We start from the raw sequence: 14,109 nt of genomic DNA, 5'->3' as shown, positions 1-14,109 counted from the left end.
GGCCGGGCCGGGCCACCCGGAGGAACTGGGCGCCGGTGGAGACCGGGTGCGCGTGCGGAGAGGCGTCCACCACGGCGCGCAGCATCGTGGCCATGAGGTAGCCGCCGTTCAGCGGCCCTCCGATGGAGTATCCGTCGTCGAGACACACGTCGTAGGTGGTGTCGTCGACCCGGATGGCCTGCGTCGCCTCGTCGAACTTGGTCATGCGCCCCTCGCCGCTCTACCGAATTTTGTTCTGGTGATTACTTTAGCGTGACACTCCGGCGGACCGCCCGGCGGCTCGCGGGTCAAGCGGTCAAGCGGCCTGCAAGCGCACCGCTACCGGCCGGGCCTAGCTTCGCGGCGTACCCGACGACGACGCATGTGAGTGAGCCCCATGTCCCCCGACACCTCCCCGCAGAACCCGAGCCCCTGGCAGCCGCGTGACGAGCCCGACCTCGACCGCACCGTCGCCTATCGCGTTCCCCGCCCTCCGGCCGTAGGCGAGGCGCACACCGTGCGGATGCCGTCCTGGACCGAGCCCGAGGAGATCGGTTCCGTCACCCTGGCCGCCCCGCCGTCTCCCCCGGGCCGGGCCAGGCGGGGGCGCGGCTGGATCCTCGCGCTGGTGGCCGCCGTCTTCGTCGGCCTGGTCGGCGGCGGCGGGGTGTGGGCCGCCTCGAAGCTCAGCGGCGGCGGCACGCAGCCGCAGGACGTGCTGCCGGCGAACGCGCTGGCCTACGTCCGGCTCGACCTCGACCCGGCGGCCGGGCAGAAGCTCGCCCTGTTCGGCATCGCCCGCAAGTTCTCGGCCACCCGCGACTCCTTCGGCGGCGACGACCCGCGCAAGGCCCTCGTCACCGCGCTGCAGAAGGACGACCCCGGCCTTTCCAAGGTCGACTACGCCAGGGACGTCGAACCCTGGCTCGGCGACCGCGTCGGCCTCGCCGTGCTTCCGGCGGCCGGCGGCGGCGACCCCGTCGGGGCGCTCGCCGTACAGGTGAAGGACGAGGCGGCGGCCCGGACCGGCATCGGCAAGCTGGGCCTCGGCGACGGGAAGGGCGGCCTGGCGTTCCGCGACGGGTACGCCGTCATCGCCATGAGCCAGCAGCTGGCCGACGAGTACGTCAAGGCCGCGCCGCTGTCCGGCGACCCGCGCTTCGCCGACGACCTCAAGGCGCTGGGTGAGCAGGGCGTGCTGTCGTTCTGGATGGACGTGGAGAAGGTCGCCGAGGCCGGCTGGGCCGACGCCTCCGCCACGCTCGCGCTGCCGCAGCTCAAGGGGATGCGGTTCGCCGGCGCCCTCCGGTTCTCCGGCGACTACGCCGAGCTGGCCGGGATCACCCGCGGCGGGACGCCCACGAAGGTCCGGCCCGAGCCGGCGAAGATCGGCGAGCTGCCCGCCTCCACGGTCGCGGCGGCCTCGTTCTCCGGCCTGGGCGACATGCTGCGCGAGCAGTGGCCGTCGATCGAGCAGGCGGCGGGCGGCCCGGGCGGCGAGATGCTCAGGCAGACCCTCGACGGGGCGCGGGCGCAGTACGGCCTGTCCGTGCCGGACGACCTCGTGACGCTGCTGGGCCGCACCTTCACGCTCGCCCTGGACGAGCAGGACCTGGACGGCGCGCTGCCCCGCGTGGGCGCCGTGCTGACGACCGACACCGCCAAGGCGCAGGACCTGGTGAACCGGGTGAAGACCCATCTGAACGGCATGGAGAGATCCGCCGACATCGCCACCGCCGAGGGCGACGGACGGTTCGTGATCGCGAGCACCCAGGAGTACGCCGCGGCCCTGGGCGCGGCCGGCGCGCTCGGCGAGAGCGAGACCTTCCGCCTGGCGGTCCCGGACGCCGGTAAGGCGACCTACGCCGTGTACGCCGACCTCGACCGGCTGGAGAAGCTCTACCTGGACAGTGTGCCGGGCCAGGCGCGCGCGGACGTCGAGAAGCTGCGGGCGATCGGCCTGAGCGGCACCCAGGGCGAGGACGGCTCGGCCTTCACGCTCAGGGTCGTCTTGAACTGACCCCTGCGGCCGGCCCTCATGCTCCGGCTCATCCCGCCCGAAACGGAACTCCGGCCCACCCTCGCCGGAGCGGGCGGGGTGAGCCGGTCGGTCGTGACAGCCGGGCCGGGAGTCAGGCCCAGAGCTGGCCTTCGAGACGGTCCTCCGCCTCGTCGAGGGTCCCCTCGTAGGCGCCGGTCGACAGATACTTCCACCCGCCGTCGGCCACGATGAACACGATGTCGGCCCGCTCGCCGGCCTGGACGGCCTTGCGCGCCATGCCCAGGGCGGCGTGCAGGGCGCAGCCCGTCGAGATGCCCGCGAAGATGCCCTCGGCGGCCAGCAGCTCACGGGTCCGGCGCAGCGCGTCGGCCGAGGTCACCGAGTAGCGGGTGGTCAGCACGGACGCGTCGTACAGCTCGGGCACGAACCCCTCGTCCACGTTGCGCAGGCCGTAGACCAGCTCGCCGTACCGCGGCTCGGCGGCGACGATCTTCACGTCGGGCACCTGCTCGCGCAGGTAGCGGCCGACGCCCATGAGCGTGCCGGTCGTGCCGAGCCCGGCGACGAAGTGGGTCACGGTCGGCAGGTCCGCGAGGATCTCCGGCCCGGTCGACTCGTAGTGGGAACGCCAGTTGGCGGGGTTGCCGTACTGGTAGAGCATCACCCAGTCGGGGTGCTCGGCCGCGAGGCCCTTGGCGACCCGCACCGCCTCGTTGGAGCCGCCCGCGGCCGGCGAGGAGATGATCTCCGCACCCCACATGCGCAGCAGCTGGCGGCGCTCCTCCGAGGTGTTCTCCGGCATGACGCAGATCAGCCGGTAGCCCTTGAGCCGGGCCGACATCGCCAGCGAGATGCCGGTGTTGCCGGAGGTCGGCTCCAGGATCGTGCATCCCGGCGTGAGCAGCCCGTCCTTCTCGGCCTGCTCGATCATCCACAGCGCCGGCCGGTCCTTGACCGACCCGGTCGGGTTGCGGTCCTCCAGCTTCGCCCAGATCCGTACGTCAGGAGACGGCGACAGCCTGGGCAGACCCACCAGCGGGGTGCGCCCGACCGAGTCGATCAACGAGTCGAAGCGCATTCAGCGCGCTCCGCCCGCGACGGCCGGGAGCACGGTCACGGTGTCGCCGTCGGCGACGGGGGTGCCGAGCCCGCCGAGGAAACGTACGTCCTCGTCGTTGAGGTAGACGTTGACGAAGCGGCGCAGCCCGGAATCGTCCACCAGCCGGTCCTTCAGGCCGGGGTGGCGCGCCTCCAGGTCGCCGATCAGCTCTTCGAGGGTCGCTCCCTTGGCGTTGACCGCCTTGGCGCCATCGGTGTAGCTGCGGAGGATGGTCGGAATGCGGACCTCGATAGCCATGTCGGCTCAATCTCCTTGATCAGGGGTCGTCATGATGGTGGGCGTTCACCTGAGTGAAACATGGTCAGGTGGGAGTCGATTCCAGCGGTCATCCGCCCGGCGGGCGCGTGCGGCGCCTCCGCCGGGGCGGCCGGGTCAGCGACAGTCGTAGACGACGACGGTAGGCGTGTGCGCGAAGAGGAACGCCTGAACAGGAGACTCCGGGCGTACCCGGCGCGACAGGACAGCCGGTGACGACACGGGACGAGCGTCATCGATGGGCATAACTTCAGTTTAACCGTACGACTCGACGATCTTGACTTCCTCCTCCGTGACGACGCCGTCCACGATCCGGTAGGACCGGAAGGGCGTCTCCTCCTCAGAGGCGGTCGACACCAGCACGTAGTGGGCGTCGGGCTCGGAGGCGTAGCTGATGTCCGTACGGGACGGGTACGCCTCGGTGGCGGTGTGGGAGTGGTAGATCACGACCGGGACCTCGTCGCGGTCGTCCATCTCCCGCCACACGCGGAACTGCTCCATCGAGTCGAAGCGGTAGAACGTCGGAGAGCGCTCGGCGTTCTCCATCGGGACGAACCGCTCGGGACGGTCGGACCCGGCGGGCCCGGCCAGGACGCCGCACGCCTCGTCGGGGTGGTCGGCCCGGGCGTGGGCCACGATCTTTTCGACCAGCTCGCGTGAGATCGTCAGCATGCTGGGAAACCTACCAAAGCGCCCTGACGAGGGTGTCCTGCAGGTAGGTCAGCCAGTCGTAGATCACGAACGAGGGATAGCGGGGGTCGTCCTCGGGCATCCGGGCGATCTCCTCGTGGACCTCCTCGGTGACCTCCAGCCGCACGCCGAGCGCGAGGCGGACGTCGTTGAGCGCCCGCAGCCACGCCTGTCCCTGCTCGGCGGTGAGCGTGAGACGGCCCGGCTCCGCCGTCTCCAGCAGCGTGGTCGCGTCGGCCCGCTTGCCGTCGCGCAGCGTCGCCTCCGTGTAGCGCCGGAACTCCTGCGCCGCCTCCTCGTCGTCGGCGTATGCCGAGGGGAACAGGCGCGCGAGCACGGGGTCGGCCGACGGGGCCGCCGCGCCGATGCCGAGGGCGCGCTCCAGCGGGTCGTCGCCGGTGGTCCCCGGCTCGACCAGACCGAGCACCTGCGACACCAGCGAGCGCAGGATCGACACCTCACCCGCGTCCAGATGGACGGTCACCCCGTCACTCGTCGCCCTGAAGCCCGAGCTCATCATTTGTCCTGCTGGACGGTGGCCCACAGGCCGTAGGAATGGAGGATCTGCACGTCGCGCTCCATCTCCTCCCGGGTGCCGCTGGCCACGACGGCCTTGCCCTTGTGGTGGACGTCCATCATCAGCTTCTCGGCCTTCTCACGGGGATAGCCGAACACGGCCTGGAAGACGTACGTGACGTACGACATCAGGTTGACCGGGTCGTTCCACACGATCGTGAGCCACGGCAGATCGGGGCGCACGTCCGACGACGGACGCTCGACCTCGGCTGGAGCTGTGCTACCCACGTAACCATCCTGCACCACGACCGTCGTAGTCTTCGACACGTGCGCATGACCACGGGCACGGCCCTGCTGACCGACCAGTACGAACTGACGATGCTCCAGGCCGCGCTGGCGAGCGGCGCGGCGCACCGCCGGGCGGTCTTCGAGGTGTTCGCCCGCCGGCTGCCGGGGGGACGGCGCTACGGGGTGGTGGCCGGCACCGGGCGATTCCTCGACGCGCTGGAGGACTTCCGCTTCGACGAGCAGGACATCGACTACCTGTGCTCGGCCGGGATCGTGGACGAGCCGACCGGCGAGTTTCTCGCCGGCTACCGCTTCTCCGGCAACGTGTACGGCTACCGCGAGGGCGAGGCGTTCTTCCCCGGCTCGCCGATCATGGTGGTCGAGGGGACGTTCGCCGAGGCCGTGCTGCTGGAGACGCTGATCCTGTCGATTCTCAACCACGACTGCGCGATCGCGGCGGCCGCCTCCCGGATGGCCCAGGCCGCCGGCGACCGGCCGCTCATCGAGATGGGCTCGCGGCGCACGCACGAGCACGCCGCGGTCGCCGCCGCCAGGGCCGCCTACCTGTGCGGCTTCGCCTCCACCTCCAACCTCATGGCCGGTCACCTGTACGGCGTGCCGACCGCGGGCACCGCCGCCCACGCGTTCACCCTGCTGCACGACTCGGAGGAGGACGCCTTCCGGGCCCAGCTCGACTCCCTCGGCCGCGGCACCACCCTGCTCGTGGACACCTACGACGTCGCCAAGGCCGTACGCACCGCGGTGGAGCTGGCCGGGCCCGGCCTCGGCGCGGTGCGCATCGACTCCGGCGACCTCGCGGTGGTGGCCGTGGAGGTGCGCCGCCTGCTCGACGAGCTGGGCGCGGACCGCACGCGGATCGTCGTCACCAGCGACCTCGACGAGTTCGCGATCGCGGCGCTGGCGGCGGCGCCGGTGGACGCCTACGGCGTGGGCACCGCCCTGTCCACCGGCTCGGGCCATCCGACGGCCAGCCTCGTCTACAAGCTCGTCGCCAGAGAGGACCACGCGGGAGTCCTCCAGCCCGTCGCCAAGGCGTCCGTCGGCAAGCCCAGCGTCGGCGGGCGCAAGTGGGCCTACCGCAGGACCAGCGGCGGCACCGCCACCGCCGAGGTGGTCACCCGCGAGCCGATGGACGCGGATGACCGCCCGCTGCTGGCCGAACTCGTGCGGGACGGCAAGGTCGTCGGACGCGAACCCCTGGAGGCCGCCCGCGACCGGCACCGGGCGACTTTGACGGAGTTACCACTGGAGGCGTGCAGCCTCTCCCCCGGAGACCCCGCAGTCCCTACTATTTTCAAGTGATCGCGGAGGACCGGCGCATGAGGACGACGCCGGTCCTCCGCGATCGCCACTGTGAGGTGATCCCATGAAGACCGCGCTCGTCGTCGTGGACGTGCAGAACGACTTCTGCGAGGGCGGCAGCCTGCCGGTCGGCGGCGGCGCCGACGTGGCCGTCGCGATCAGCCGCCACGTCCAGGAGCACGCGTACGACCACGTGGTCGCCACCCGCGACTACCACGTCGATCCGGGGGCCCACTTCGCGGCCGAGCCCGACTACGTCGACTCGTGGCCGCCGCACTGCGTGGTCGGCACCACCGGCGCGGACTTCCACCCCGCCTTCGACACCGCGAAGGTCGAGGAGGTCTTCAGCAAGGGGGCCCGGCAGGCGGCCTACAGCGGATTCGAGGGCGCCACCGGAGACGGCGTGGGCCTGGCCGCCTGGCTGCGCGAACGCGGCGTGGAGGCCGTGGACGTCGTCGGGATCGCCACCGACCACTGCGTGCGGGCCACCGCCCTCGACGCGGCGGCCGGCGGCTTCGCCGTACGGGTCCTGCTGGACCTGACCGCGGGCGTGGCCAGGCAGACGACGGAGTCGGCGCTCGCCCACCTCGCGGAGGCCGGAGTCGAGCTCACCGGAGAGCCCGTCCTCCGCTCCTGACCCGCGACGTCCATCCCCGGCCCGGGCACTCCCGCTATGGGCCGGCGGACACGACCTGTCCCGGCCCGGCTCCCGCACGCGGCCCGCCGGTCATCCGCGGGGACACGACCGCGCGGAATCGGATGCCAACGTCTTCACCACGTAGAGTCATCGGTGTATTACCTAGAGCGACGACCCTTCGTGGATTGGCGGCCCCGATGTTCGCGTTCCTGCTCGGCCTCACCTGGCTCGTCCTGACCCCGGTCTGCGTCTGGCTGCTCTTCGGCCGCGGCCACCGGGGACTGCTCCGCGTCACGGGCGCGCTCACGCTCGCGGCCCTGCAGGCGGCCACGATGGTCGTGGGGTTCACCCAGGAGGCCGCCCGGACCCCCGCCCGGACGGTCGCCGTCCGCGCCCCTCACACCGACGCCGGCCCGCCGGCGGGAGTGGCGCCCTCCACCGGTGCGGTCGCGGCGCCGTCTCCGGCCCCGACCGGTTCTCCCGCCTGCGATTCCCGCATCCCCGACCCCGAGGCCGTACGACTGTCGTTCCGCGGCAGGTCCCTGCACGGCCTCACGGTGTACTGGCCCGCGTCGCCCGCGCAGTGCGACACCGCCACGGTGGCCGTCCACCAGGCCGGGCACCGGCTGCGCATCTGGGTGCAGGAGGGCGCCACCGCCCCCCAGGCGAGGCACCCCGAGGGAGCGCACCACGTGCCCGTGCGCGTGGAGCAGGGAACGGCCTCCCTCAGCCTCAGGCTCAGCCCGGTCACCCGGCACCACCGCCGCTACGTGGCCATCAACGGCCAGACCGGGACCAAGATCCCCCTGCGCTCCCACATCTCGTGACGGGAGACCGCCCGTGCGGCCTCAGCCGGCCGGCGTCGACGTGACCTCGAAATGGTCGTCGGTGCCTGCCGGGGGGTCGCCGTCCGGTGCGGGTGGCACCTCGTCGGCGCGGTCGTAGATCCCGGCGGCCCACCTGCCGGGCTGCTCGCCGATCATGGCCGACAACCGGTCGCGCACCTCGGGGCGCCACAACGCCCGGCCCTCGGCGAGTGCGGGCTCGTCACACTCCTTCGGGAGCGCCCGGCATGCCGCCTCCCGCACCGGGGCGTCCGCCGGAAAAACCCAGATCCGGATGGACTGCGGGCGTTGCAGCCAGCCGGACGGCGCCGACTTCCGGTCGTGGTGCCCGCCGCCCGCCGAGTCCCCGCACCGTCCGGTCGTGCCGCCCATCTCGCCACTCTTGAGCGGCATCTCCACGACCACCCACGCCTGGGGGTCGCCGCAGACCACTCTGGAACCGGTGAGATAGCTCGTCGGGGTGAAGGTCAGCGTCTGCCCGGCGCCCACCGTCTCGAACCTCCAGGTGCGGATGGGGTGCAGGTCGAACTTCTGCGCTCCCAGCACCACGGGCATCGCGTCGGGGAGCTTCGGCCAGCGCGCGGCCTGGGCGGAACCGGTGGGCTGCGCGGCGACTGTCGTACGGTCGGCCCGGGGTGGGCCGGTCAGCAGGTCGTTTCCCAGCACAACAGCGGTGACGGTGCAGGCCACCGCCACCCCGGCCGTCATCGCCCGCCGGGTGCGGCGCATGCGCCGGCCTCGCCGGACGATCACGTCGAGAGGGGCGGCCGGCTCCCGTCCGGCGGGTGCCCGGCCGTGCTCGTCCAGCAGAGTGCGCAGGTCGCTCTCGGTGTGTCTCATCGCTTGGCCCTCTCCATGCTCATGGTCCGGACGTCCGGGTCGACGCGAAGACGGGTGAGAGCCCTGCTGAGCTGGGTCTTCACCGCTCCCAGTGAGCAGCCGACGATGTCGGCGACCTGGGCGAGCGTCCGTCCCTCGTAGTAGTGCAGGACGATCACCGCGCGCTGGCGCGGGGAGAGCGTGCCGATCGCGCTCCACAGCGCGGCCTGGTCGTCCACCTCGGCGGCCTCGTCGCGGGGATCGGCCGTCTCGGGAAGCGTCTCTGCCGGGATCTCCCCGCGCCAGCGCCTGCGCCACCACGAGGCGTGGGTGTTCACGATGATCCGGTAGACGTACGGGTCGGGGTTGCCCTCGATCCGCCGCCAGGCCAGCCACGCCTTCGCCAGCGCGGTCTGCACCAGGTCCTCGGCCGTGCCCCAGTCCCGGGCGAGGAGATACGCCATCCGGCACAGCCGTGAATGCCGCTGTGCCACATAGTCGGCGAACCCGTCGTCCATCGATCATCTCCGTCTCGTCGTCTCCGGCGATGACTACCGCCCGGGAGGCGCGTTCGGATGACAGAAGCGGTGGTTTCCACCCGCCGACAAGATCCTTGAGCACGTGCCCGTAGGCGTGGAGCAGGGCCTGGCCTCCCTCAGCCTCCGGCTCGGCCCGGCCGCCCGCCACCACCGCTCCCTAGCCCATCTCATAGCGCACTGTGTGGCGAGGGCGACAAAGTGCCGTTCATATATCGCGGGAAATGAGGGCATGCGGCACAGAACACGCGGAGCCAGGTGAATATTCGTCACACCGATAGCGAAATATTCCACCCCGCTGACGGAGCCTCACGAAATCCGCCGTGAACATTCTCATCCCGGCGGCCTCCGAGCTGATAGCAATTACCTCCGCGCACCCGCAGCGCCCCTACTTCCCCCCAGCGAGCCTCGGCTACGCTGCGAGCAGCATCGGAGGACATGCATGTTGACGCTCGAGGAACGCGTCGAACTCCTGGAGCAGGAAATGGTCGGTGTCGGCAAGAGCAGCCGCCTGGAGGCGACGATACGCGCTTATGACGCCCAGCAGATGATCTGGGTCAAGGTCGACGCGATAAGCGAGCGGCTCACCCGGATCGAGCAGATCGGAGAGCAGACGAGAACGGACATCGGCGTCCTCAAGAGCCAGATGGCCGCCGCCGGCCGCCGGTTCGACCACGTGGACCGCGAGATCGCGCGCCTGGATGGCCGCATCGACGAACTCAGCAATCGGGTCGATATCCTGACCGGCCGGGTGGACACCCTCACCGGACAGGTCGAGACCCTCGGGGGACAGGTCGAGGTCCTGACCGGCCGGGTGGACGGCCTCACCACCCGCGTGGACACACTCACCAACCGGGTCGACACCCTCACCGGACAGGTGAACGTGCTCACCGCCCGTGTCGACGGACTCACCGATCAGGTCGGGGCCCTGACCGGCCGCGTCGACGGCCTCACCACCCGGGTCGACGCGATGAGCGGCCAGTTGGTCACGATGATGGAACAGGTCGACGGCATGACCGGCCACATCGGCAGGATGACCGACTTGAACAGGACGATGTTCGACTCGGTCCTGACCCGGTTGGAGGATGTCTACGCCCAGGTCCGGATGAGCAACCTCGTCAACCGGCCGGACCCTCGGCGCGTGGAGCATGCCGAGCACGGCCAGGCGGAGGAATCCGCCTGAGCGGCACGTCCGCGATCCGAAGCCGACCGATGAGCGCAGGTAACGCCCCGGGACGCGAGGCGTGGTGCCGTAGGTCCTCCTGACCCGCACCGGTAGCCGGAGGGAAGACGAGCGCGGCTCGCCGCTCCGCACGGGACCGGCGAGCCGCGATCCGGCACGGGGTGGGCGACATACCGTCAGGAGACACCTGGGCGGCTCCGCGGCGTACTTCGCCGGATCACGCGGAAGCCGTACGGCGCAGGTGGGACGACGGCTGGGTCATTTGCGCTGGGTGGCCCACTTGCGGATCATCGCGATGCGCTCGCGGACCTGTTCCGCCGTCGCCTGGGCGATGGCGGGGCCACCGCAGGCCCGGCGCAGCTCGGCATGGATGACGCCGTGCGGCTGGCCGGTGCGGTGGTTCCACGCGCCGACGAGGCCGTTCAGCTCCTTGCGGAGCTCGGCGAGCTGCTCGTGCGGCGCGAGGGCGGGAGCAGGCTCCTCGCTTTTCTTGGTCTTGCGCTTGGCCGCCTGCTGGTCGGCCTGGCGCTTGCGCAGCAACGAGGCCACCTGGTCGGGCTCCAGCAGGCCGGGCAGGCCGATGAAGTCCTCCTCCTCAGGCGAGCCGGGTGCGGCGGCGGTGCCGAACTCGCCGCCGTCGAACAGCACCCGGTCGAAGGTCGCCGAGGCCTCCAGCGTCTGGAAGGGCAGCTCGTCGCCGAGCGCGTCGGGCTGCTTCTTCTCCTGCTGTGCCTGCTCCAGCAGCAGGTCGTCGAGCCCGTCCTCGTCGCGGCGGCGGCCCAGCACGTGGTCGCGCTCTTCCTCCATCTCGCCCGCCAGGCCCATGAGGACGGGCACCGAGGGCAGGAAGACCGACGCGGTCTCGCCACGTTTGCGGGCGCGGACGAAACGCCCGACGGCCTGGGCGAAGAACAGCGGGGTCGAGGTGCTCGTGGCGTAGACCCCGACGCACAGCCGGGGGATGTCGACGCCCTCGGAGACCATCCGGACCGCGACCAGCCAGCGCCGGTCGGAGGCACCGAAGTCCTTGATCTTCTGGGACGCGCCCGGGTCGTCGGAGAGCACGACCTCGGCTCCCTCGCCGGTCACCGCACGAATGTGCCGGGCGTAGGCGCGGGCCGACTCGTGGTCGGAGGCGATGACCAGCCCGCCCGCGTCGGGCACACCCCGCCGCACCTCGGTGAGGCGCCGATCGGCCGCGTGGATGACCTGGCGGATCCAGTCGCCCTTCGGGTCGAGGGCAGCCCGCCACGCCTGCGACAGCTGGTCCTTGGTCAGCGGCGTGCCGAGCGTGGCGGCGATCTCGTCGCCCGCCCGCGTGCGCCACTTCATCTCCCCCGAGTACGCCAGGAAGATGACCGGCCGGACGACGCCGTCGGCCAGGGCCGGGCCGTACCCGTAGGAGTAGTCGGAGACGCTCCGCATCGCCCCCTCGCCGTCCTCGACGTAGGTGACGAACGGGATCGGGCTGTCGTCGGATCGGAACGGCGTGCCGGTCAGCCCGAGTCGCCTGGTCGCGGGCTCGAACGCCTCACGGATGCCGTCGCCCCACGACTTGGCGTCGCCGGCGTGGTGGATCTCGTCGAAGATCACCAGGGTCTTGCGCGCCTCGGTCCGGGCCCGGTGCAGGGCCGGGTGCATCGCGATCTGCGCGTACGTGACCGCGACGCCGACGTAGTCGCGGGAGGTGGCGCCCTGGCTGTTCTTGAACTCGGGGTCGATGCTGATTCCGACCCTGGCTGCCGCGTCGGCCCACTGCCGCTTGAGGTGCTCGGTGGGGGTGACGATCGTCAGCGCGCGCACGATCCCACGGCTGAGCAGCTCGCTGGCGATCCGCAGCGCGTACGTCGTCTTGCCGGCGCCGGGGGTGGCGACGGTCAGGAAGTCGCGCGGCTCGCGGCTGAAGTAGAGGTCGAAGGCCTGCTGCTGCCACGCGCGCAACTTCGGGGCGGTGCCCCAGGCGGCTCTGTCGGGGTAGGACGGGGAGAGGTGGGACGCGGCCGAAACGCTCAACGACGCCTCCCCGAACTCATCGGAACACTGGTGTCTCTATCGGTTCGCTCCCTCACAGTGGATTCAGACTAGCCCGCCCGACCGACAGGACGTGCCCCGCACACGCAGGGTGGTCCGAATTGACCACTTGTGACAGTCGCCACACAGTGGTCGGCGTCGGCCTCTGGCATCCGACGCCGCACGTTGTACACGACCAGGGCGAAGGCCCTCGGACAGCCTGGAGTCCGAGAGCCTCCGCCCTGAGTAACGCCTCGCCGCGGATCGTCAGAGAGACTGGGGGGCAGTGCAGTTGCCGACGCTCAGCGGCCGGACCGTACCGGTCAGGTTGGTGATGGAACTGACGGTGCAGTCCGAGAAGAGGATCGCGCCGTCCGCCCTGCGCACCGTCACCCTCAGGCGACCGGCGGCAGCGCCCGTCGCAGGAAGCACGAGGGTGGCGGGCAGCGGGTCAGGGAGCGCCGTGCTGGGCGATGGAGCCAGTGCGATGTCGTAGAAGAAGCCGGTCCCGAACCTCGTTGTCAGGTCGGTCCAGCTCGTGCCGTCGTTGACCCACACGTGGCCCCGGCGCGCCGAGCCAGTGTAATGAGTAGAGCTCAGCGGGATCAGGGCGCTGACGTTGGGCCCCCCGGTCGCCACGATAGTCCGGGCGGTGAAGCCTGTGAGGATGTTGGTCGCGTCGAGACGGGGGTAGGGGATCTTCTTGTCCTTGCCCTTGTCCCCGGCGGGGTTCGTCGCCGCCTGAGTGGCGGGGGTGTTCTTCGCCGGGGCCGCGCTCGCCGCGACCGCACCGGACAGCCCAACGGTCGCGCATGTCACCGCGGCCACGGCGGACCACATCGACAGGCGACCGGCGCCACGCGAACCAGAGGCCGAGCTGCTCCTACGAGAAATCAATTTGATTTCCCCCCATGGTGAGAGAATTGGTCTTTCCGGGTCACCGCGTTTTCGTGCGATGCGACATCGAAGATACCTAGGGGAGGAAACGCGAGCAGCGAACCACTTGTCGGATATGAGCAAACAGATTTCCCGCCTATACCAAAGTCGTCTCGGCGGTAAGCCCATGTCCTGTCATTCACCCTTCAGCAGCCGAATCGCGAGATCAGCGACTTAATCCACCATGCCCGCTTGAGAAGCTCACGAGTAACTATGCATATCAATTCGGACATCGACCCGCCGGAACGGCGTACGGCACGAGAATGCGGACGGCCCGCAGGAAAACTGAACTCCTGCGGGCCGTCGGTCCGTCGGTGTGAGTCGTCTCGCCGCCGTCAGCTGCGCAGGCGCTCCCAGGGGCTGCACGGCAGGGGCGCGGGCGCCTGCGGAAGAGGATTGTTCACGTTGCAGATCGTGAAGAAGATGTTGCTGTCGGACGTCCGCGCGACAATCGCGAGCCTGGCCTGGCCGGGAGCCGAATTGGCGTCCTCGGTTGCGGTGATGTTGGTCACGAAGGCTCCCCGGCTGCCCGGCACGCGCCGCAGGCTCTGCCAGCCGAGCGGCGTGCTACGGGGGTCGAAGACGAACGGGGCCCCGTTGTTGGCGGACACGGCGAAGTTGGTCGCGCCGCCTGGCGTGTCCCGGACGATAGTGGAGTCGAGCCACCGGATCGGCTCCTTTCCGTGCTTCGGTTCGTCTCCGTTGACGTGAAGCGGCACCGACGCCGGCACGCTGAAGGGGCGGTCGGCGGCAGGCCTCGTCGTCGCGGTGTCGGCACTGGCGGCGAGCGGGGCCGACAGTCCCACAAGCGCGCCGACCACCGACGTCGCGGCGGCCCAGGTGAGGAGGCGACCGACGGCGTGCGGGCCTGAAACCGAAGTGCTCCTAGGAGAAATCAACTGATTTCCCTCCCAATGACGAGAATTGGACTTTCCGGGTCACCGCACTTTTCGAGCGATGCGATGCCGAA

General features: G+C 70.7%; 16 protein-coding genes. 5 read left to right on the top strand and 11 right to left on the bottom strand.

Annotated features, from left to right (window positions below; genetic code table 11):
- Positions 1-205: acyl-CoA thioesterase domain-containing protein (locus AB0J39_RS19825; RefSeq protein ID WP_363466616.1), on the bottom strand; the 205-nt coding region annotated here is incomplete at its 3' end.
- 171 nt (positions 206-376) lie between these two features.
- On the opposite strand from AB0J39_RS19825, the gene AB0J39_RS19820 reads away from it, so the two are divergent.
- Positions 377-1,999, top strand: coding sequence for a DUF3352 domain-containing protein (locus tag AB0J39_RS19820; RefSeq protein WP_363466613.1), 1,623 nt, complete (start codon positions 377-379; stop codon positions 1,997-1,999).
- A gap of 112 nt (positions 2,000-2,111) precedes the next feature.
- Here the strand turns inward: AB0J39_RS19820 and AB0J39_RS19815 are convergent, their stop codons facing one another.
- The 5 genes from AB0J39_RS19815 to clpS all read right to left on the bottom strand — a co-directional run bounded on the left by AB0J39_RS19815 (position 2,112) and on the right by clpS (position 4,850).
- A complete protein-coding gene (locus tag AB0J39_RS19815; RefSeq protein WP_346226213.1) occupies positions 2,112-3,059 on the bottom strand; it encodes a cysteine synthase in 948 nt (315 codons plus the stop codon).
- Entirely contained in the window at positions 3,060-3,338 is a 279-nt protein-coding gene (locus tag AB0J39_RS19810; protein WP_363466610.1) for a MoaD/ThiS family protein, read from the bottom strand.
- A 273-nt stretch (positions 3,339-3,611) separates the two neighbouring features.
- Positions 3,612-4,028, bottom strand: coding sequence for a M67 family metallopeptidase (locus tag AB0J39_RS19805; RefSeq protein ID WP_363466607.1), 417 nt, complete (start codon positions 4,026-4,028; stop codon positions 3,612-3,614).
- 10 nt (positions 4,029-4,038) lie between these two features.
- Positions 4,039-4,530 (bottom strand): DUF2017 domain-containing protein, encoded by a 492-nt coding sequence (locus AB0J39_RS19800; protein ID WP_363466605.1) that lies wholly within the window; start codon positions 4,528-4,530, stop codon positions 4,039-4,041.
- Positions 4,531-4,562: 32 nt separating this feature from the next.
- Complete coding sequence (gene clpS, locus AB0J39_RS19795) at positions 4,563-4,850, bottom strand: ATP-dependent Clp protease adapter ClpS (protein WP_346226211.1); 288 nt, start codon at positions 4,848-4,850, stop codon at positions 4,563-4,565.
- Between the two features lie 45 nt (positions 4,851-4,895).
- Here clpS and AB0J39_RS19790 point away from each other — a divergent pair, with 45 nt between their 5' ends.
- The 3 genes from AB0J39_RS19790 to AB0J39_RS19780 all read left to right on the top strand — a co-directional run bounded on the left by AB0J39_RS19790 (position 4,896) and on the right by AB0J39_RS19780 (position 7,637).
- Positions 4,896-6,173, top strand: coding sequence for a nicotinate phosphoribosyltransferase (locus AB0J39_RS19790; RefSeq protein WP_363466619.1), 1,278 nt, complete (start codon positions 4,896-4,898; stop codon positions 6,171-6,173).
- 64 nt (positions 6,174-6,237) lie between these two features.
- Entirely contained in the window at positions 6,238-6,810 is a 573-nt protein-coding gene (locus AB0J39_RS19785; protein WP_363466602.1) for a nicotinamidase, read from the top strand.
- A gap of 185 nt (positions 6,811-6,995) precedes the next feature.
- On the top strand, positions 6,996-7,637 hold the full coding sequence (locus AB0J39_RS19780; RefSeq protein ID WP_363466600.1) for a hypothetical protein: 642 nt from the start codon (positions 6,996-6,998) through the stop codon (positions 7,635-7,637).
- Between the two features lie 21 nt (positions 7,638-7,658).
- Here AB0J39_RS19780 and AB0J39_RS19775 read toward each other — a convergent pair whose 3' ends face one another.
- Both AB0J39_RS19775 and AB0J39_RS19770 read right to left on the bottom strand, forming a co-directional pair.
- Positions 7,659-8,495, bottom strand: a complete 837-nt coding sequence (locus tag AB0J39_RS19775; RefSeq protein ID WP_363466597.1) for a hypothetical protein — start codon at positions 8,493-8,495, stop codon at positions 7,659-7,661.
- Positions 8,492-8,992, bottom strand: a complete 501-nt coding sequence (locus tag AB0J39_RS19770) for a SigE family RNA polymerase sigma factor (protein ID WP_363466594.1) — start codon at positions 8,990-8,992, stop codon at positions 8,492-8,494. Before AB0J39_RS19770 ends, AB0J39_RS19775 begins: the two co-directional genes overlap by 4 nt.
- A 460-nt stretch (positions 8,993-9,452) precedes the next feature.
- On the opposite strand from AB0J39_RS19770, the gene AB0J39_RS19765 reads away from it, so the two are divergent.
- Entirely contained in the window at positions 9,453-10,193 is a 741-nt protein-coding gene (locus tag AB0J39_RS19765) for a hypothetical protein (protein ID WP_363466592.1), read from the top strand.
- Between the two features lie 258 nt (positions 10,194-10,451).
- On the opposite strand, the gene AB0J39_RS19760 is transcribed toward AB0J39_RS19765, so the two are convergent.
- The 3 genes from AB0J39_RS19760 to AB0J39_RS19750 all read right to left on the bottom strand — a co-directional run bounded on the left by AB0J39_RS19760 (position 10,452) and on the right by AB0J39_RS19750 (position 13,960).
- Positions 10,452-12,206, bottom strand: coding sequence for a DEAD/DEAH box helicase (locus AB0J39_RS19760; protein ID WP_363466590.1), 1,755 nt, complete (start codon positions 12,204-12,206; stop codon positions 10,452-10,454).
- 264 nt (positions 12,207-12,470) lie between these two features.
- The gene (locus tag AB0J39_RS19755; RefSeq protein ID WP_363466588.1) at positions 12,471-13,031 is read right to left on the bottom strand and encodes a hypothetical protein; all 561 of its coding nucleotides are present in this window, start codon (positions 13,029-13,031) and stop codon (positions 12,471-12,473) included.
- Between the two features lie 443 nt (positions 13,032-13,474).
- Complete coding sequence (locus tag AB0J39_RS19750) at positions 13,475-13,960, bottom strand: hypothetical protein (RefSeq protein ID WP_363466585.1); 486 nt, start codon at positions 13,958-13,960, stop codon at positions 13,475-13,477.
- Between the last annotated feature and the right edge of the window lie 149 nt (positions 13,961-14,109).

It is taken from the genome of Microbispora sp. NPDC049633 (genome assembly GCF_040675265.1).
Lineage (GTDB): Bacteria > Actinomycetota > Actinomycetes > Streptosporangiales > Streptosporangiaceae > Microbispora > Microbispora maris.
The sequence above is the reverse complement of the archived record's forward strand: the minus strand, read 5'-3'. Positions and strand labels throughout refer to the sequence as shown.